16 protein-coding genes are annotated in these 19,131 nt (G+C 68.3%); 2 read left to right on the top strand and 14 right to left on the bottom strand.

Features of this window, described 5'->3' with window-relative positions; all coding sequences use genetic code 11:
* Positions 1-82 precede the first annotated feature (82 nt).
* From HCC78_RS04980 to HCC78_RS04920, 13 genes are all read right to left on the bottom strand, one after another.
* Complete coding sequence (locus HCC78_RS04980; protein WP_172327638.1) at positions 83-1,600, bottom strand: adenylate/guanylate cyclase domain-containing protein; 1,518 nt, start codon at positions 1,598-1,600, stop codon at positions 83-85.
* Positions 1,597-1,971 (bottom strand): response regulator, encoded by a 375-nt coding sequence (locus HCC78_RS04975; RefSeq protein ID WP_172327637.1) that lies wholly within the window; start codon positions 1,969-1,971, stop codon positions 1,597-1,599. The genes HCC78_RS04980 and HCC78_RS04975 overlap by 4 nt, the downstream gene beginning before the upstream one ends.
* A complete protein-coding gene (locus HCC78_RS04970) occupies positions 1,968-4,604 on the bottom strand; it encodes a response regulator (protein ID WP_172327636.1) in 2,637 nt (878 codons plus the stop codon). The genes HCC78_RS04975 and HCC78_RS04970 overlap by 4 nt, the downstream gene beginning before the upstream one ends.
* Positions 4,601-5,320: a DUF3365 domain-containing protein gene (locus HCC78_RS04965; RefSeq protein ID WP_172327635.1), complete on the bottom strand. Its 720-nt coding sequence runs from the start codon at positions 5,318-5,320 to the stop codon at positions 4,601-4,603. The genes HCC78_RS04970 and HCC78_RS04965 overlap by 4 nt, the downstream gene beginning before the upstream one ends.
* Positions 5,321-5,338: 18 nt before the next feature.
* A complete protein-coding gene (gene glsA / locus HCC78_RS04960; RefSeq protein WP_172327634.1) occupies positions 5,339-7,195 on the bottom strand; it encodes a glutaminase A in 1,857 nt (618 codons plus the stop codon).
* Between the two features lie 176 nt (positions 7,196-7,371).
* The gene (locus tag HCC78_RS04955; RefSeq protein WP_172327633.1) at positions 7,372-8,766 is read right to left on the bottom strand and encodes an FGGY-family carbohydrate kinase; all 1,395 of its coding nucleotides are present in this window, start codon (positions 8,764-8,766) and stop codon (positions 7,372-7,374) included.
* Positions 8,763-9,077, bottom strand: coding sequence for an L-rhamnose mutarotase (gene rhaM / locus HCC78_RS04950; RefSeq protein WP_172327632.1), 315 nt, complete (start codon positions 9,075-9,077; stop codon positions 8,763-8,765). Before rhaM ends, HCC78_RS04955 begins: the two co-directional genes overlap by 4 nt.
* On the bottom strand, positions 9,077-10,084 hold the full coding sequence (locus tag HCC78_RS04945) for an ABC transporter permease (protein ID WP_253949034.1): 1,008 nt from the start codon (positions 10,082-10,084) through the stop codon (positions 9,077-9,079). Before HCC78_RS04945 ends, rhaM begins: the two co-directional genes overlap by 1 nt.
* Positions 10,081-11,061 (bottom strand): ABC transporter permease, encoded by a 981-nt coding sequence (locus tag HCC78_RS04940; protein WP_172327631.1) that lies wholly within the window; start codon positions 11,059-11,061, stop codon positions 10,081-10,083. Before HCC78_RS04940 ends, HCC78_RS04945 begins: the two co-directional genes overlap by 4 nt.
* On the bottom strand, positions 11,058-12,575 hold the full coding sequence (locus tag HCC78_RS04935; protein ID WP_172327630.1) for a sugar ABC transporter ATP-binding protein: 1,518 nt from the start codon (positions 12,573-12,575) through the stop codon (positions 11,058-11,060). The genes HCC78_RS04940 and HCC78_RS04935 overlap by 4 nt, the downstream gene beginning before the upstream one ends.
* Before the next feature lie 83 nt (positions 12,576-12,658).
* Positions 12,659-13,648 carry a rhamnose ABC transporter substrate-binding protein gene (gene rhaS / locus HCC78_RS04930; protein ID WP_172327629.1) on the bottom strand — a complete coding sequence of 330 codons (990 nt, stop codon included), beginning with the start codon at positions 13,646-13,648 and terminating at the stop codon, positions 12,659-12,661.
* 25 nt (positions 13,649-13,673) lie between these two features.
* Complete coding sequence (locus tag HCC78_RS04925; protein ID WP_172327628.1) at positions 13,674-14,327, bottom strand: SGNH/GDSL hydrolase family protein; 654 nt, start codon at positions 14,325-14,327, stop codon at positions 13,674-13,676.
* Positions 14,324-15,124: a DeoR/GlpR family DNA-binding transcription regulator gene (locus HCC78_RS04920; protein WP_172327627.1), complete on the bottom strand. Its 801-nt coding sequence runs from the start codon at positions 15,122-15,124 to the stop codon at positions 14,324-14,326. Before HCC78_RS04920 ends, HCC78_RS04925 begins: the two co-directional genes overlap by 4 nt.
* A 192-nt stretch (positions 15,125-15,316) precedes the next feature.
* Between HCC78_RS04920 and HCC78_RS04915 the strand changes: the two genes are divergently transcribed.
* Both HCC78_RS04915 and rhaI read left to right on the top strand, forming a co-directional pair.
* Positions 15,317-17,413, top strand: a complete 2,097-nt coding sequence (locus tag HCC78_RS04915) for a bifunctional rhamnulose-1-phosphate aldolase/short-chain dehydrogenase (protein WP_172327626.1) — start codon at positions 15,317-15,319, stop codon at positions 17,411-17,413.
* 5 nt (positions 17,414-17,418) lie between these two features.
* Positions 17,419-18,693 carry an L-rhamnose catabolism isomerase gene (gene rhaI, locus HCC78_RS04910; RefSeq protein ID WP_172327625.1) on the top strand — a complete coding sequence of 425 codons (1,275 nt, stop codon included), beginning with the start codon at positions 17,419-17,421 and terminating at the stop codon, positions 18,691-18,693.
* Between the two features lie 146 nt (positions 18,694-18,839).
* Here rhaI and HCC78_RS04905 read toward each other — a convergent pair whose 3' ends face one another.
* Entirely contained in the window at positions 18,840-19,070 is a 231-nt protein-coding gene (locus HCC78_RS04905; protein ID WP_172327624.1) for a CcdB family protein, read from the bottom strand.
* Positions 19,071-19,131 lie beyond the last annotated feature (61 nt).

Here is a 19,131-nt window from a genome sequence, read left to right as displayed (position 1 = left end):
GAAACGTCGGCAGAAACATGCGGAAATGGTAAAGGCTGCGTTTTCCATTTTCCGCGCGGCGGCCCGCCGGAAAGCGGCCGGATCAGCGCGCGAGGAAGGTCTCGGTCCAGCCGATGCCCTTGAGCTCGGCGCCGCGGGCCTCCCAGCCGCGGCGTTGGTCGGCGCGCAGATGCGCCGCCGCCTCCCCGGTCAGGTGGATATGCCCCGGCACCCCGGTCGATTCCAGCCGGCTGGCCAGGTTCACCGTCTCGCCCCAGACATCGTAGAGGAAGCGCACCCGCCCGATCAGCCCGGCCACGACCGGCCCGGCATGCAGCCCGACGCGGATGTCCAGCCCGCCGCTGCCGTCCCGCGTGGCGGCGATCAGGTCCCGGGCGAAATCGAAGGCGCGGGCGGCATGGTCTTCGGCAGGCTCGGGCACCCCGCAGGCCGCCATGTAGGCGTCGCCGATGGTCTTGATCTTCTCGATCCCGTGGCGCTCGGCGATGCCGTCGAATGCCAGGAACAGCTCGGCCAGCCGTCCGACCAGCTCCTCGGCCGGAATGCGCCTGGTCAGCGGGGTGAAATCGACGATGTCGGCGAAGACGATGGTGGCTGCGTCGAAGCGGTCGGCGATCACCTCCTCGCCCGCGCGCAGCCGCCGGATCACCGGCGCGGGCAGCATCGCGTGCAAGAGCGCATCCGCCCGGTCGCGCTCGTATTCCACCTGGGCGATGTAGTCGTGTTCCTTCTGCTGCCAGCGCGCCTTCTGCAGTGCCGCCTGCACCCGGCTGCGCAGCAGAACCGCATCGACCGGCTTCTCCAGGTAGTCCTCGGCACCCGCCTCGATGCAGCGCGTCACCGCGCGCAGATCCGTCAGGCCCGAGACCATGATGACCGGAAGCTGCTGCCAGCGGTCCTGCGCGCGCAGCCGCGTCAGCAGCTCGATCCCGTTCATGTCGGGCATCAGGATGTCAACCAGCGCCAGCTCGATGCCGCCGCGCTCGAGGATCTCCAGCGCCTCCGCCGCGCTGGCCGCCGCCGTCACCTCGTGGCCCTGGCGCATCAGCTGGCGGCGCAGCAGCTCGCGGGTCTGCTGGGTGTCATCGATCACCAGCACATGGCCGGCCAGTTCTTCCCTGCGCCGCCGCGACCGTGTCAGCGTGCGTTCCAGCGACACCGCGGCCAGGGCGTCGATGGCGGCGGTCTCGATCTCGGCCGCGTCCCCGGTGACCCGGTCGATCTGGCCGACCAGCAGTGCGCATTCGCCGATCACCGTGCGGATGTCGGCCAGCACCGCAGCGGGCAGGGTACCGGCATGCTCCTCGAGGATCAGCTCGGAATAGCCGAGCACCGCGTTGACTGGCGTGCGCAGGTCATGGCGCAGCCGCGCCCGGTCGGGCGGGCTGCCGCCGCCGGTCAGCGCCGAGACCTGCAGCAGCAGCATGCGCGCCGCTTCCTGCACCTTCAGAGCGTCCTCCAAGGCTTCCGCCGGACCGGCCGCGCGCAGCTCCTCGACGATGATCTCCTGGAAGCCCGCGATCGCCTCGGCCGGACCGGCAAGGCGCTGCGCCACGCGGATGACGAAGGCCTTTTCGCGGATTCCCTCGACCGCGCTCATCTGTCCGGCCTCTCCAGGAGACGCGCCATCTCTGCCAGCAGCGCGGGCAGCTCCACCGGCTTGGTCGCGAAGGCGTCGCAGCCGGCCGCCAGCGCCTTCTGCCGGTCGGCCTCCATCGCATGGGCGGTCAGGGCGATGACCGGGATCGCGGCGGTGGCCGGATCGGCCTTCAGCGCGCGCGTCGCGCTCCAGCCGTCGAGCCGGGGCAGGCTCATGTCCATCAGCACGATGTCCGGCAGCGCGCGGCGGCAGGTTTCCAGCCCGGCCTCGCCGTCCATGGCCGGGATCACCTCGAAGCCCTTCCGCGCCAGCCGGCGCGACAGCATGTCGAGATTCAGCTCGTTGTCCTCGACGATCAGCACGGTTGTCATGGCAGCCTGTCCTTCCGTTCCTGCGGCCCTGCCGCGGCGAGCCGGCGCAGCGCGGCCAGCAGTTCGGCGCGCCCGTCCGCGCCCTTGCGGACCACCTCTCGGGCATGGTCGCCCAGCCAGCCGATTTCCCGCCGCGAGAGGTCCTTCGATGTGGCGACGATCACCGGGATGTCGCGGCCGCTTTCGCCGTCGCGCAGCCGCCTGAGCACCTCGAATCCGTCGATATCCGGCATCATCAGGTCGAGGATGACCAGTCCCGGCGGCCGCTCGGCGATCAGCGCCAGGGCGCGCGCCCCGTCGGCGGCCTCGCGCACCTCCCAGCCCTCGCGGACCAGCAGGCGGCGGAAGAGCGCGCGGGTCGCCGGGTCGTCATCAACCACCAGCACGCCCTGAGAGCGGTCCCCGGCCAGCCGGGCGATCCGGTCGAGCAGCAGCCCGGCATCGACCGGCTTGACCATGTGGTCGACCGCGCCGAAAGCCAGCCCCATCTCTCGGTCGGCCACCACAGTGACCAGGATCACCGGGATCTCGCAGAGCCGCGGATCGGCCTTCAGCTCGCGCAGCACCGACCAGCCGTCGCGGCGCGGCATGATCACGTCGAGCAGGATCACGTCGGGCAGATGCGCGCGGGCCAGCTCCAGCCCGGTCTCGGGATCGGCGGCCTGCATCACCCGGTAGCCCTCGGCTCGGACCTGTGCCGCCAGCGTCGCCAGCGCCGCCGGATCGTCGTCGATGACCAGCACGCCCAGCCCGTCCGCCCGCTCCTCTTCCGCGCCGGATGCGGGCAGGGTGACGGCGAAGGTCGCGCCTTGCCCCGGCGCGCTTTCGACCGTGACCTCGCCGCCCATCATCTGCGCGAAGCTGCGCACCAGCGACAGGCCCAGCCCGGTGCCGCCGTAGCGCGCCGAGGTGGAGGCATCGGCCTGGGCGAAGGGCTGGAACAGCTTCGCCATCTGCGCGCCGCTCAGCCCGATCCCCTGGTCGCGCACGGTGAAGCGCACGGCGCCGCCGGGTCGGTCCAGCGCCATGGCGATTTCGCCGTCCTCGGTGAATTTCGCGGCGTTCGACAGCAGGTTGAACAGGATCTGGCGCAGCTTGGTGCGGTCCGCCGCCATCGTGCCGGGCGCTGCGGGCAGCTCCAGCCGCAGCCGGTTGCCGTTCTTCGCCACCAGGGGCGCGACGGTTGCCTCGACATCGCGGCAGAGCGCGGCCAGGTCGACCTCCTCGAGATGCAGTTCCATCTTCCCGGCCTCGATCTTGGAAAGGTCGAGAATGTCGTTGATCAGCGCCAGAAGGTGCCGGCCCGAGCCCATGATCCGCTCCAGATCCGGCACTGCCGACAGGTCGCCGGTTTCCCCGGCATCCTCGATCAGCATCTCGGAATAGCCGATGATGGCGTTCAGCGGCGTGCGCAGCTCGTGGCTCATCGAGGCGAGGAAGCGGCTCTTCGACTGGTTGGCGGCACGGGCCTCGGCCTCGCGGGCACGCAGCTCGGTGATGTCGGAATAGACGCAGACCGTGCCGCCGTCGGGCGTGCGCCGCTGCGCCAGCATCAGCCAGCCGCCGGCATAGGGCACCTCTTCGCGCGAGCCTTCGGGGCGGGCATGGAGCTTCAGCCGGTCGGTGCGCCATTCCGCCGGATCGCGACCGCCTGCCGCCGCCGTGCCCGCGCCGATCTGGGCGTCGAGGAAATCGGCATAGCTGTGTCCCTCCGGCAGCGCGGCCGTCGCGGGAAACATCTCTGACAGGCGACGGTTCCTCAGCACCAGCCGGTCATCGGCATCGTAGAGCGCGAAGCCGTCGGGGATGGTCTCCACCGCCGTGACCACGGTGCGCCGCTGCCGCGCGGCCTCGGCCTCCAGCCGCCGCCGCGCGGCCTGGGTCTCGTGCAGGTCGCGCAGGGTCCGCGACAGCCGCCCGAACTCGTCCGGTCCCTCGGGGGGAAGGTCCGAGGGGGCGCGTCCCTCCTGCAGTTCCGCCATGGCGCGGTCGATGCGCGACAGCGGCTGCAGGATCTGGCGCAGCACCCGCAGGGTCAGCAGCGTGCCCGCCGCCATGATCGCGAGGCAGGCGATCACCGCGCGCCGCCGTGCCGCCTGCGAGGCGGCGGCGGCGGCGATGTTGGCGGCATCGGCATCGGCGGCGAGCTGCCCGACCATGCCGGAGAAGACCTCCTCAACCTCGGCGCTCTGCAGCCGCGCCTCGGCCATGCGGGCGTTGCCGACGATGCGGTTGTCGCCGGTATAGGCCTCGACCGCCGCCATGGAGATGTCGTGGTAGCGCGCCACCGCCGCGCCGATCTGTGCGGCCCTGTCCGGCGCGAATTCCGCCAGCCGGTCCAGCCCCTCGCCGAGCGACCCGCGCGCCGCCTCGGCGCGGCGTTCCGACAGGGTCAGCAGGCTGACGGACAGCTCGGTCAGCCAGTAGCGCATGTCGGCGAAGGCGCGTTCCGCCTCGGCGGCGACCTGGAGCTGGTGGAACCGCTCCGTTGCCTCGGCGATGCGCCGCTGGTTGGCCGAGAATTCCCAGGCCACCACCAGCGTGGAGACCGCCAGCGCGCCCAGAAGGACGGCCGAGAGCGTGCCGATCCGCCAGGGGATGCGGTGCGCGGTGATCCAGCCCGGACGCGTCATGGCCTGAGCGTGATCGAGATGGCGCCGCCGAGATCGCCTGCCGCCTTGCCCTCCTTGGGGAAGCCGGTGACATCGGTCTCGCCGGCCGGGCTGCCATGGCAGGCAAGGCACGACTCCGAATAGTATTCCGGGATCAGCATGCGGAACCCGGGGCCGGTCTCCTCGGCATAGGCCTCGCCCCGGGTCCAGCCCGCCGACAGGAAGCGGTCCTCGATCACCGCGCGTTCCCAGTCGTCTGGCCGCGCCTTGCGGTTGCGGACCAGTTCGGGCGGGGCGGTGATCTTGACCGCGGCCCGGCCGTCCGCCAGCTCGCCGAAGCGCTCGTTGGCCAGCCGGGCGAAGACCGCGGGGATGAAGCCCTTGAACCCCACGCCCTCCATGTTGATCAGCGGCTGCGCCTCGGCGATGGTCTGGCCCATTGCCTCCAGCTGCGCCTCGGCCAGCGCGCGCTGGAAGGGCGGCAGATCCTCCGAGACCGCGGGCGATCCGGTGCGGGCGAGGAAGGCCGCGGTGACCTGCGACAGGAACGCCTCGGGCGTCAGCCCCTTGTCGCCCAGGCCCGGATCGTTGATCAGCGCCTGGTTTTCCGAGATCACCGCGCGCCCGGCGCGCAGCAATTCGGCCAGCCGCGCGGCGCTGTCCTCCAGGCTCTGCGCTCCGGCGGGCAGCGCGGGCAGGATCAGCAGCGCGAGGGCGGCAGGCAGGCGGCAGGTCATGGCAGGTCTCCGGCGGCGCTATTCATAGGCGATGATCTGGCTGTTGGCCTGGCGCAGCCGTCCGGAGAGGCTGCGGATCAGGTTGGCGTAGATGACGTTCAGAAGGGCGGGGCGGTCGCGGGCGATCTCGCGGATCGCGGCGATCGAGAAGACGAAGCAGATCGCCTCGCCATGGGCATCGGCATGGGCCGAGCGGGGCGCGCCGTCGAGCAGCGCCATCTCGCCGAAGGACTGGCCCGGCCCGACCGAGCTGACCCGGCGCTCCTGCCCGTCCGGCATGGCGACGAGGATGTCGACCTGGCCGCGGGCCACGACGAAGAAGGCGCGGGCCTCGTCGCCCGCGGTGATGATCCGCTGCCCTGTGGCGAAGGACAGCATGGTCGCGACCTTCTCCAGCGCTGCAAGCTCGCCGGGCGCGATCCCCTCGAAGATGCCCAGTTCGGCCAGCTGGGCGAGCCGCCCGTCGGAGGGGCGCGCCTCGCGGGCGATGAGCGCATCCTCATGCGCCTCGATCGCATGGTCGGTATCGGCGAAGCGGGCCAGGCTGTCGGCGGGAACGGTGGCCAGCGCCGCTTCCAGCTCGGACGCGTCGGTCCGGGTCCCGAGACCGGTGAAGCAGAGCCGGCAGCCGCTCCCGGCCAGCGCGCCGGGCAGCTGTCCCAGGAGCGCGGCCGCCGCCGTGTCGATGCTGCCGGCATGGCGGAAATCGAGGATCAGGGTCTCGCAGCCCGCCGCCAGCTGCCCGGCGCGCCGCACCGCCTTCTCGGCGGAGGCGAAATAGAGCGGCCCCTGCAGCTCGATCACCTTCAGCGCCCGTCCGTGCACCGACAGGATCTCGTTCTGGGCGGCGGTGCGCTCGCGGTTCGAGGTGACCTCGGCATTGCTGTATTCGCGCCGGATCACCGCGCCCGGATCGAGATGGGCGGCGAAGGAATGCAGCCCGAAATCCGAGACCATGCGGCGGCAGACCTCGATGCCGCGCACCGAATTGCCGACCCCGTCGAGCCGCGGCGACCAGACCGCCAGGCCGAACTGCCCCGGCACGACGGCGCAGACCAGCCCCGAGACGCCCGATTTCGCGGGCAGGCCCACGTCGAAGATCCATTGCCCGGCATAGTCGTACATCCCGCAGGTCGCCATCACCGACAGCACGTCCTGGGTGACCGCGGGCGAGTAGACCTGGCGGCCGGTCAGCGGGTTGGTGCCGCCATTGGCCAGGGTCGCGGCCATGACCGACAGGTCGCGGCAATCGACCAGCACCGAGCATTGCCTGAAATAGAGGTCCAGCACCCGGTCGGGATCGCCCTCGATCATGCCGGAATTCAGCATCAGCCAGGCGATGGCGCGGTTCCTGTGTCCGGTCTCGGTCTCCGAGGCCAGGACCGTCAGGTCGATGTCCAGCGCGCGCCCGGCGAGATCGGAGAAGAGCCCGAGCATCCGCGCCTCGTCCGCCGGCGCGTCGCCGCCCGAGAGCAGCGAGGACACCGCGATGGCGCCTGCATTGACCATCGGGTTGAAGGGCCGGTTGTTCCTCTCGTCGAGCACGATGGCGTTGAAGCTCTCGCCGGTCGGCTCCACCCCGACCTTCGCCATGACCTCGTCCCGGCCGAGCGCGGACAGCGCGGCGCCGTACATGAAGGGTTTCGAGACCGACTGGATCGTCACGTCCTGCGCGGCATCCCCGGCGGCGACCTGCGTGCCGTCGGTCATGGTCAGCGCGATGCCGAAGCCCGACGGATCGGCGCGGCCGAGTTCGGGAATGTAGGTGGCGACCGCGCCGGCATCGAGCCCGCGGAGCTCGTTGCAGAGCCCCTGCAGGTAGCGGCGGAGCAGGTGGCTGTCCTGCAGGTCTTCCGTGCGCACTGCCTTCTGCATGTCGCGTTCCCCCGGCTGTCAGGCCCCGCAGGGCCTGGTCGGGGGTAGAATTGACCGGGACGGCTGCAACCAGAAGTGCGAAACCGCACACAGCCGCCAGGTATCGCGATAAGGTCGGGAATTCCCGCCGGTTCCGCCCAAAAGCGCGGCGCAGCTCAGGCGGGGACGGTCTTCCGCTACCGTTCCAGCTGGACGGGCAGCGCCGGCTCCGCGTTCCGGCCTGCCGCGCGGCGCCATCGCGCGGCGTAATCTGCAAGTTCCGGCGCACCGCCTGCAGGCACCGGCGCGGTGCCCGGCGGCGGCGCGTCGGGCAGCAGGAGCAGCGCCGCGCCGATGCTTGTGCCGGTGGCCGAGGCCGCGGTCTCGACGCCCGCGGGCCGCAAGGCGGCGAGCATCTCCAGATAGTCGGGATTGGCGGCGAAGGGACCTTCGACGATCACCGGGCCCTCGGCGCCGACAAGGCCGAGACAGGTGTCGGTCATCAGCGCCAGGTACCAGGACAGCGCCAGCATCTTCGCGCCCTCGGTGGAGGGCGGCGCGGTCCAGCCGCCGCAGGTGCCGGGGAAGGGGCCGCTGCCCGGCTCCACCGACGGGAGCAGCATCAGCCCTCCGAGCACCGCCCTGCGGTCGGCCGCGGTGGGGACGGCCTGGCCGCCCTGGCGCACGATCTCGTATTCGCGCCCGCCCATGAAGCGGGCCGACGGCACCGGGTCGCCCATCGCATTGACGTTGACCAGCGTGTCGCGGCCCGGATCGAGCGGGCGCGGTGCCGCGCCCACCGCCATGGCCACGACCCAGGTTCCGGTGGAAACGACCGAGAAGACGCCCTTGCGGCCCAGCAGATGCGGATAGAGCGAGGCATTGCTGTCATGGATGCCGCAGGCGACCGGCGTGCCCTCGGCGATGCCGGTGCGTGCGGCGATCGCCGCCGAGACGCCGCCGAGAATGTCGGAGGAGCGGTGCGGCTCGGCGAGCTTTTCCTCCAGCTCCAGCGCGGCGGCCAGCGGCGAGAAGCGGCGCGCCGCCGGGTCCCACAGGTCGGTATGGCAGCCCAGCGAGGTCACGTCGGTGGCGAGCTCGCCGGTCAGGCGGAAGCCCCAGTACTGCGGATAGGTGACGACATGGGCGGTGCGCGCCCAGGCCCCGGGCTGCGTCACCTTCAGGTAATGCAGCTTGGCGCCGAGATTCAGCCCGAAGGGCAGGCGCGGGCTGCCCGTCACGGCGAAATCCGGGCGCAGCGCGTCATAGGCCGCGGCGGTCTCCGACAGGTCGTGCTCGTAATCCAGCATTGGCGCGGCGAGCCTGCCATCGGCCTCCAGCATCACCGCCGCCGCGCCATGGGTCGTCACGGAAACCGCGTCGATCCCGTGGCTGGCCTGGAAGGCGGCGAGATGTTCGAGGAAGAACGCCCAGTGCCCCTCCAGATCGTACTGCGGATAGGGCGGGCCTGGGATCACCTCGTTCGGCCGCTTGACCACGGCGATCTCGGACAGGGTGGCGGCATCGACCAGCGCGAGCTTGGCATTGGTCTTGCCGACATCGATCACGGCGATATGGCGGGGTGCGGTCATGGCAGGTGGAACACCGTTTCCAGGGGAACCGAGACCGGTTCGTTGCCGGGATGGGTTTCCATGATGTCGGCCATGTGGGCCCACCAGCGCTGCATCACCTCGTGGGCGGGCAGGGCGTCCATGCCGTGATCCTGCCGCCGCCAGAGCACGCCGAAGAGCGCATTGGTCTCCGGGTCGTGGTGGATCGAGTAGTCCTCGACCCCGGCTTCCTTCAGGAGGTCCACCAGTTCCGGCCAGATCTCGTCATGGCGCTTGCGGTACTCGTCCAGCTTGCCCGGATGCAGCACCATGCGGAAGGCGATTTTCTCCATCACTTGCCCCGCGCCATCTTGAAGAGCCGCGGCACCGCGATGACGCCGATCAGCATGAGGCCGATGAAGATGGACATGACGATGCCCGGCACGTTGAGCAGCCCCAGCCCGAAGGTCACGAGACCCATCAGGATCGCCGCGATCACCACGCCCGGGATCGAACCCGAGCCGCCGAGGATGGAGACGCCGCCCAAGACGACCATGGTCACCACCTCCAGCTCCATGCCAGACGCGATGGAGGGGCGGGTCGATCCCAGCCGCGAGGTCAGGCAGACGGCGGCCAGGCCCGACATCAGGCCGGTGAGCAGGAAGAGGATCATCTTCACCCTGCCCACGCGGATGCCGGAGAACAGCGCGGCGGTGGAGTTGTTGCCGATGGCATAGACCTGGCGGCCGAAATTGGTCTTGTGCAGCACCACGCCGAAGACGATGGCCAGCAGGGCGAAGATCACCATTTCGACGGTGATCACCCAGAAGACATAGCCCTGTCCGAACCAGGCGAAGGCCGAGGGATAGCCGCGGAAGGCGCCGTCGCCCAGCACGATGTAGGAAATGCCGCGGAACAGGCTCATCGTGCCGATCGTCACCACGATCGAAGGCAGGCCCAGCCGGGTGACCAGCACGCCGTTGAACGCGCCGCAGAGCAGTCCCACGGCAAGGCCTGTGAAGACCAGCGCCCCGGTGCCGCCGCCCATCTGCATCACCAGCCCCATGGCGGTGGAGCAGAGCGCGATGATCGAGGCGACGCTGAGGTCGATCTCGCCCGCGATGATCAGCAGTGCCATGGCGAAGGCGATCATCGCCTTCTCGGTGAAATTGAAGGTCGCGTCCGAGAGGCTCCAGGCGTCGAGGAAATAGGGCGAGGCGAAGCAGTTCAGGATGAACACGCCCACGGCCACGAGCAGCAGGAGCGACTCCCAGCTTTTCAGCAGTTTCGCGGCCGGAGAGGCGAGGCGGTCGGGGATCTGGCGGGGGACGGGGGTCATGTCGGGATCTGCCAGGCTCATGCTGCATGCTCCGCGGATTTGAGTATGACGCGGCCTTTGGTGCGGCCTGCGCGGGCGTTGAAGGCGACGGCGATCAGGATGGCCGCGCCGGAAATCGCGAGCTGCCAGAAGGGCGAGACATCGACGACCGGCAGGGCGTTCTTGATCACGCCGAGGAAGAGCGCGCCCAGCACGGCGCCAGCGACAGTGCCGACGCCCCCGGCGATGGAGATGCCGCCGATCACGCAGGCCGCGACGACGTCCAGCTCGAAGCCGCCGGCGATGTCGACATAGGCAACGGCATAGCGGGCGATCCACAGGTATCCGGTCAGGCCCGCCAGCGCGCCCGAGATGACGAAGGCGGCGAATTGCGTGCGGCCGACATCGATGCCGGTATAGGCGGCGGCATGCGGGTTCGATCCGGCCGCGAAGATCGAGCGGCCCAGCACCGTGCGGCTCATCACCAGGCCCATTGCAGCGATGGCGAGGATGGCGATCCAGGCGAGGACGGGCAGGCCAAGGATCTGGATGCGCGGGAAGCCGGTGAAATTCGCGCTCATCTCGTGCGCGTTGACCCATTGCCCGTCGGAAATCAGGAAGATGATGCCGCGGAAGATGGTCATCGTGCCGAGCGTCACCACGATCGACGGAATGTCGAGCTTCCAGACCAGCAGGCCGTTGACCGCGCCCATCAGCGCGCCCAGCCCGATTGCCAGGACGAGGGTGATCGCGACCGGCAGGCCCGGCGCGACGGTGTTCAGAAGCGCCACGGTCATGCCGGTGAGCGCCAGGTTCGCCGCGACCGACAGGTCGATGCAGCGGGTCAGGATTACCGCCATCTGGCCGAGGGCGAGGATCATCAGCGGCGAAGTGTCGGTGAAGACCGCCACCAGGTTGTGTGGGGCCACGAAGCCCGGGAAGCGCGAGGCGATCAGCGCGAGAAGCGCGACGATCACGCCGGTCAGCAGGACCTCGCGGTGCTTGAGAATGGCGGTCATGCGGCCTCCGCTGCGCTGATCCCGGCAGCGTGCCGGACGAGGGTTTCGGGGGTGAGGTCATCGCCTTCCAGCTCGGCCGCGATGCGGCCTTCGCGCATGACGATGACGCGGTCGGACATGCCGAGGATCTCGGGGATCTCCGAGCTGACCATGATCACCGACAGGCCCTCGCCCGCCAGCTCCGACATGAAGTCGTGCACCGCGGCCTTGGACCCGATGTCGATGCCCTTGGTGGGCTCGTCGAGGATGATGACCTTGGGCTTCGTCGCCAGCCACTTGGCAATCACGACCTTCTGCTGGTTGCCGCCCGAAAGCGCGCCGACCGGCGTGTCGAGCGAGGCGGCGCGCAGGTCGAGGCGCTGGGTGTATTCGCGCGCCAGCTTGAATTCCTCGGCCATGCGCAGGAAGCCGTTGCGGGAGGTCTGGGCCAGCGAGGGCAGGGTGACGTTCTGGAAGATCGGCAGCTGGGTGATGGCGCCCTGCTTGCCGCGGTCCTCGGGGACGTAGACGATGCCCGCCTCGATGGCTTCGGCGGGGGAGCGGATCGCCATGACCTTCTCGCCCATCTTGACCATGCCTTTCGACGGCTTGGTCAGCCCGATCAGCGCCTGCATGAATTCCGAGCGGCCGGCGCCCACGAGCCCGTAGAAACCGAGGATCTCGCCCTGGCGGAGGGAAAACCCGATATTCTCGAATTCGGTCGGGTGGGAATAGCCTGCCACGCGCAGCACCTCGCCGCCGATGCGGGGCGCGCGCTTGGGGAAGATCTGCTCGACCGAGCGGCCGACCATCATGCGGACCAGATCGGACTCGGTCGTGTCCGCCATCAGCCCCTGGCCGACGAACTGTCCGTCGCGGAACACGGTGTAGCGGTCGGCGATGCGGAAGATCTCGTCGAACTTGTGGGAAATGAAGAGGATCGCCTTGCCCTGGCGCTTCAGCTCGCCGACCAGCTCGTAGAGCTCCTCGATCTCCTTGTGGGACAGCGCGGCGGTCGGCTCGTCCATGATCACCACGCGCGCGTCGATGGAGAGCGCGCGGGAGATGGCGACCAGGTGCTTGGAGGCGATGCCCAGATCCTTCAGGAGGACGTCGGGGTCGATCTCGGCGCCGATGCCGGCGAGGATCGCGGCCGCCTTGCGGCGCATCCCGGCCTTGTCGATCAGGCCGAACCGGGTCTTCGGCGCGTGGCCGAGGAAGATGTTCTCCGCCACGGTCAGGTCGTCGAACAGGACCGTTTCCTGGTGGATCGCGGTCACGCCCGCCTCTGCCGCGGCCTGCGGCGTCGGGAAGGCGATGGCGCTGCCGTCCATGCGGATCTCGCCGCCGTCGGGCTGGTAGATGCCGGTCATGCACTTCACGACAGTCGATTTCCCGGCGCCGTTTTCGCCGATCAGCGCGGTGACTTCGCCAGCATGCAGCTCCAGCCGGACGCCGTCGAGCGCGCGCGTGCCGGGGAATGTCTTGACGATGCCGGCCAGCTCAAGGACCGGCTCGGGGCTTGCCTCGGCCATGACGGCCTCCCTCTTGGATGCAAATTTCCCGTGGATGCGCGGAGGAGTCCCCCCGCGCATCCCGCTCTTGGAGGAGACGGGGATCAGAAGATGCTCTTGAACTCTTCGATGTTCGAGCTGTCGTAGACGAAGGGATCGGCCATCGCGCCGGAATTGGTTTCGTCCAGCGTCACCTCGCCGAGACGGCCCATGCCGATGGTCGCGCCCGGCGCGGCCTCGTCATCGCCCTTGGCGAGGTTGTAGGCGATCATGGTCGCGGCATAGCCGAGGTCGATCGGGTTCCAGATGGCGAAGCTCTTGGACGCGCCGGACTCGATGGCGCCGGCCATCTCGGAGGGCAGGCCCAGGCCGGTGACGTTGACCTGGCCGATCTTGCCCGCATCCGCCACGGCCTGCGCCGCCGCCACGATGCCGACCGAAGTCGGCGCGATGATCGCGTCGAGATCCGGGTAGGACTGCATCAGGCCCTGCGCCTCGCGGTAGGACTTGTCGGCGAGGTCGTCGCCGTAGACGGTCGCGACCAGGTTGATGCCCGGATAGTTCGGCATCACCTTCTTCATTTCGTCGATCCAGATGTTCTGGTTCGTGGAGGTGGTGGTCGCCGACAGCACCGCAACGTCGCCGCCCTCGGGCAGGTTGTCCGCTGCGAGCTTGATGATCATGTTGCCGATCAGCGGGTTGGAGGACGGGTTCAGGTGCATCTGGCGGCCTTCCGGCGCCACGCCGGAATCCCACGAGATCACGGTGATGCCGCGCTTCATCGCCTTCTGCAGCGTCGGCACCAGCGCGTCGGTGTCATTGGCGGAGATCGCGATCGCGTCGACCTTCTGGGCGATCAGCGAGTTGATCACCTCGATCTGGCCCTCGGCGGTGGTGTCGGTCGGCCCCGTGTAGATGACCTCGACATCGCCGAGCTCCTGCGCGGCCTCTTCGGCGCCCTTCGCGGCGGCCTCGAAGAAGCCGATGCCGAGCGCCTTGACGACCAGCGCGATGCGCATCTCCTCGGCCGAGGCGGTTCCGGCCATCAGGCCGAAGGCGGCGGCGGTGGCCAGCAGCTTTGCAGACAGTTTCATGTGTTTCCTCCCTTTGGTATCTTGGTCAGGGCGTTCCGCCCCACTCCCGGATTTCCGCGGCAAGCCCCTCAGCAAGCCGCGCATGTGCCTCTGCGGTCAGGTGGATCCCGTCCTGCGGATCGGTGTCCGCCACCAGCCCGGCATCGTAGAAGAGCGCGCCATTGGCGGCGGCGATGGACGCCATGGCCGGGGCCAGCCCGCGCGATTTCTCGGCGCCGCCCACCATGTGCGGGGCGGGCACGCCGGTTTCGGTGATCGGCGCGGGCGCGACGACCAGGATGTCCGGATCGGTCCCGACCGGCCCTGCCTGGTGGCTGCGGATTTCGGTGATCAGCCGCGCCACGCCCTTGGCGATGTCGGCGGCGGTGACGGAGAAGCGGGTCTTCAGGTCGTTTGTGCCGAGCATCAGCACCACCAGGTCGACCGGCTTGTGGGTCCGGAGCACCGCGGGCAGCACGCGCAGCCCGTTCATGAATTCGCCCTCGAACGGATCGTCGAGACAGGTGGTGCGCCCGGGCAGGCCCTCTTCGATCACCCGGTATCCGGGTCCCAGAAGGTCGGCCAGACGCAGGGGCCAGCGGGTCCCCGTGCCATAGCGGAACCAGGTGCCGTCATCTGCAATGGCCGAGGTCCCATGGGTGTTCGAGTCGCCATAGCAAAGGATCACGCGTTCGCTCATGACGCGGCCTCCTCGCGGGTGCCGGTGGCGGTTGCAACGATGACGTTGATGTCGGCGGCCTCCAGCATGGCGGCGGCGCGGTCCGAAATCCCCTCGTCGGTGACCAGCGTGTCGATCCGTTCCAGCGGGCACAGGACCAGCGAGGAACGGTTGTCGAATTTCGAGCTGTCGACCAGCACGACCAGCTCGTCGGCCTGGCCGATCAGCTTCTGCTCTGCCTGGATCAGCAGAGGATCGGCCTCCATCAGCCCGAGCGGCCCGATGCCCTGCGCGCCCATGAACATGCGGCGGGCGTAGAAATTCTTGGTCACGTCGTTCTCGAAGGGCGACAGGATGATGTTCTGCTCGCGGTAGATCGCGCCGCCGGACAGCATGATCGTGTTCTTCGAGTTCTTCAGCAGGTGCTCCGCGATCGGGAAGCTGTTGGTGAAGATCTGCATCCGGCGCGAGGCCAGCGGATGCACCATCTGGAAGGTGGTCGTGCCTCCGTTGATGATGATCGGATCGCCGTCATCGCAGAGATCGACCGCAGCGCGCGCGATTGCACGCTTCTGCTCGATCCTGATCATTTCATTGACCGAGAACGGCCGTCCTGCAAGGCCGGGAAACTGGTTTGGATTGAGTGCCTCGGCCCCGCCGCGGACGCGGCGCAGCTTCTTCTGCATGTGCAATGCAGCGATGTCCCGGCGGATCGTTGCCTCGGAAGCACCTGTCAGGGCACAGATTTCTGCCACGGTCACGACCGGGCGGTCCTGCACCGCGGACAGTATGATCCTGTGGCGTTCCTTCTCGTGCATCCTGGTCCTCCCTTGCATCCGAGATTGCGGCTAGATTCGATCACTGTCAATCATAAACTGTCATACCGATCATGCTGCAGCTGCAAAATGATTAGATATGATTGAAAATGATTGACAGAGGCTGCCATCTTGCGGCAGCGTTGGCGCAGACGTTCATGCTCCGGGGATACCGGAGGAGAGGGAGGATCTCCAATGCTCATCGCGAATCCGCGGCTTGCGTCGCTCTGGGACGACGGCCGCGCCAAGGCCATGTCCGAGCCGGAAAAGCTGCTCTACCGCTCGAACCTGCTGGGCAGCGACAAGCGCATCACCAATTACGGCGGCGGCAATACCTCGGCGAAGGTGATGCAGCCCGACCCGCTGACCGGCGAAGAGGCCGAAGTGCTGTGGGTCAAGGGCTCGGGCGGCGATGTCGGCTCGATCAAGATGGACGGCTTCGCCACGCTCTACATGGAGAAGCTGCGCGCGCTGAAGGGCAAGTACCGCGGCGTCGCATTCGAAGACGAGATGGTCGGCTACCTGCCGCACTGCACCTTCAACCTGAACCCTCGCGCCGCCTCGATCGACACGCCGCTGCATGCCTACGTCCCGAAGAAACACGTCGACCACATGCACCCGGACGCGATCATCGCGATCGCTGCCTCGAAGAATTCGAAGGAGCTGACGCAGCGCATCTTCGGCGGCGAGATCGGCTGGCTGCCCTGGAAGAAGCCGGGCTACGAGCTGGGCCTGTGGCTGGAGAAATTCTGCCTGGAGAACCCGGATGCCAAGGGCGTCGTGCTCGAATCGCACGGGCTCTTCACCTGGGCGGATGACGCCAAGGACTGCTACGAGCTGACGCTGGAGATCATCAACAAGGCCATCGCCTTCTTCGAGGAGGAGACGGCGGGCAAGACGATCTTCGGCGGTGCGGTCTGCGAAAGCCTCGCCAAGGACGAACGCCGCAAGGTTGCGGCAAGCCTGATGCCCGCGATCCGCGGCATGGTCTCGGGCCTGCAGCCGATGGTCGGCCATTTCAACGACAGCGAAACCGTCCTGGAATTCGTCAACTCGGCGGAGCTGCGCCCGCTGGCCGCCCTCGGCACTTCCTGCCCGGACCATTTCCTGCGCACCAAGATCTGCCCGCTGGTCGTCGATTTCGAGCCGGCCAAGGGGAACCTGGACGAGGTTCTGGCCGGTCTGCCTGCGCAGGTCGAAGCCTATCGCGACGGCTACGCGGCCTATTACGACCGCTGCAAGCATGACGATTCGCCCGCCCTGCGCGACCCGAACGCAGTCGTCTATCTGGTGCCCGGCGTCGGCATGATCACCTTCGCCAAGGACAAGGCCACCGCGCGGATCTCGGGCGAGTTCTATGTCAACGCGATCAACGTGATGCGCGGCGCCTCCACCGTGTCGGAATATTGCGGCCTGCCCGAGCAGGAAGCCTTCGACATCGAGTACTGGCTGCTCGAAGAGGCCAAGCTGCAGCGCATGCCGAAGCCGAAATCGCTGGCCGGCAAGGTCGCGCTGGTCACCGGCGGCGCCGGCGGCATCGGCGCCGCGACGGCGGAACGCTACCTGTCCGAAGGCGCCTGCGTGGTGCTGGCCGACATCAATGCCGACGCGCTGGAGACCACGCTGGAGGCGCTGGCCGGGAAATACTCCCGCGACGTGGTCCGCACCGTGGTGATGAACGTCACCGACGAAGCGGCGGTGGATGCGGCCTATGCCGATGCGACGGTGGAATATGGCGGGATCGACATCCTGGTGTCGAATGCCGGCATCGCGTCTTCGGCCCCGGTCGAGGAAACCTCTCTGGAGCTGTGGAACAAGAACATGTCGATCCTGTCGACCGGGTACTTCCTCGTCTCCCGCGCGGCGTTCAAGCTGATGCGCACCCAGGGCATGGGCGGCTCGATCGTCTTCGTGGCCTCGAAGAACGGCCTCGCGGCAAGCCCGAATGCCTCGGCCTATTGCACGGCGAAGGCGTCGGAAATCCATCTGGCCCGCTGCCTGGCGCTGGAAGGCGCAGAGGCGGGGATCCGCGTCAACGTGGTCAACCCGGACGCGGTGCTGCGCGGCTCGAAGATCTGGGAAGGCGAGTGGCTGGAGCAGCGCGCCTCCACCTACAAGACCGACAAGGAAGGCCTCGAGGAGATGTACCGCAACCGCTCCATGCTGAAGCGGAACGTGCTGCCCGAGGACATCGCCGAGGCCGCCTATTTCTTTGCCTCCGAGAAATCGGCAAAGTCGACGGGCAACATCCTGAACGTGGATGCCGGCAACCAGCAGAGCTTCCCGAGGTAACCACCATGATCGACAAGAGCATCATCGAGGCGGCCAACGACAAGGCCGCCGACGGGCTCCGCGCGGATTACGAGGCGCTCGGCGCGCATCTGGCCCGCCGCGGCATAGACATCGAGGCGGTGAAGGCCAAGGTCGCGAAATTCGGCGTGGCCGTGCCCTCCTGGGGCACCGGCACCGGCGGCACGCGCTTCGCCCGCTTCCCGGGCGCAGGCGAGCCGCGCCACATCTTCGACAAGCTCGACGATTGCGGCGTGATCCACAAGCTGACGGCGGCCACGCCCGACGTGTCGCTGCACATCCCGTGGGACAAGGCGCCCGCGGCGGATCTGAAGGCGAAGGCCGAGGAGCACGGGCTGGGCTTTGCCTCCATGAATTCCAATACCTTCCAGGACCAGGAAGGGCAGAAGCACAGCTACAAGTTCGGCTCGCTCTCCCACACCGATCCGGCGACCCGCGCGCAGGCGGTGGAGCACAATATCGAGACCATCGAGATCGGCCGCGAGATCGGTTCGAAATCCCTGACGGTCTGGATCGGCGACGGCTCCAACTTCCCCGGCCAGTCGAACATGACCCGCCAGTTCGAGCGCTATCTCGCCTCGATGAAGGACGTGTACGCGAAGCTGCCGGACGACTGGCGCATCTATTCCGAGCACAAGATCTACGAGCCGGCCTTCTACTCCACCGTCGTGCAGGACTGGGGCACCAGCTACCTGATCTCGAAGGAGCTGGGCGACAAGGCCTACTGCCTCGTCGATCTGGGCCACCACGCGCCGAACGTGAATATCGAGATGATCGTCGCCCGGCTGATCCAGTTCGGCAAGCTCGGCGGCTTCCATTTCAACGACTCGAAATACGGCGATGACGATCTCGACAGCGGATCGGTCGAGCCCTACCGGCTGTTCCTCGTCTTCAACGAACTGGTGGATGCCGAGGACAAGCCGGGCCTGTCGCTCGAGCACATGATCGACCAGAGCCACAACGTCACCGACCCGATCGAGAGCCTGATGGCCTCGGCCATGGAGATCCAGCGCGCCTATGCGCAGGCGCTGCTGGTCGACCGGGCGGCGCTGGAAGGCTTCCAGGAGGAAAACGACGCCCTGATGGCGACGGCGACGCTGAAGGCCGGGTTCCGGACCGATGTCGAGCCGATCCTCGCCATGGCTCGGCTGGAAGCGGGCGGGGCGATCGATCCGGTCGCGACCTTCCGCCAGTCGGGCTACCGCGCCAAGGTTTCGGAAACCCGGCCGAAATCGGCCGTCACCGGCGGCGGCATCGTCTGACGCCTCGTCCGGCCCGTTGCGGCGGGCCGGTCAGATGCCCGACAGCAGCGCATCGGCCGCACGGGTGATCTCGTCCCTCATGGCGGCGGGGCCGCGCCCGTGCGCGCCAAGCTCGCCGAGCGCCAGCGTCGCGGCGAGCTGCGGCATCAGCAGGAGCTCCCCTCGGGCAGAGAGACGGCCGGATTGAGCCCGCGCAGCACCCGTTTCACCTGTCCGGCTGGGATCAGCGGCGCCACGACGCGGATGGCCAGCCCGTCGAGCAGGTCGCTTTTCAGGATGACGGCGAACGGCCTGCCGGGAGGCCGGCAGAAACCGTGCTGGCCGCAATCCCAGAATTTCCGGAACGCTGCGAGCGGCACGCCGCGCTCCTCGGTCATCGCATTGCAATCCGCGGCAGCGCCTGCATTTCCTGTTTCCACAGCCGCGCGCGTTCCGCCC

The sequence above is a fragment of the Mangrovicoccus sp. HB161399 genome (assembly GCF_013184745.1).
GTDB lineage: Bacteria > Pseudomonadota > Alphaproteobacteria > Rhodobacterales > Rhodobacteraceae > Mangrovicoccus.
This window is presented reverse-complemented; position numbering and strand designations above follow the sequence as displayed.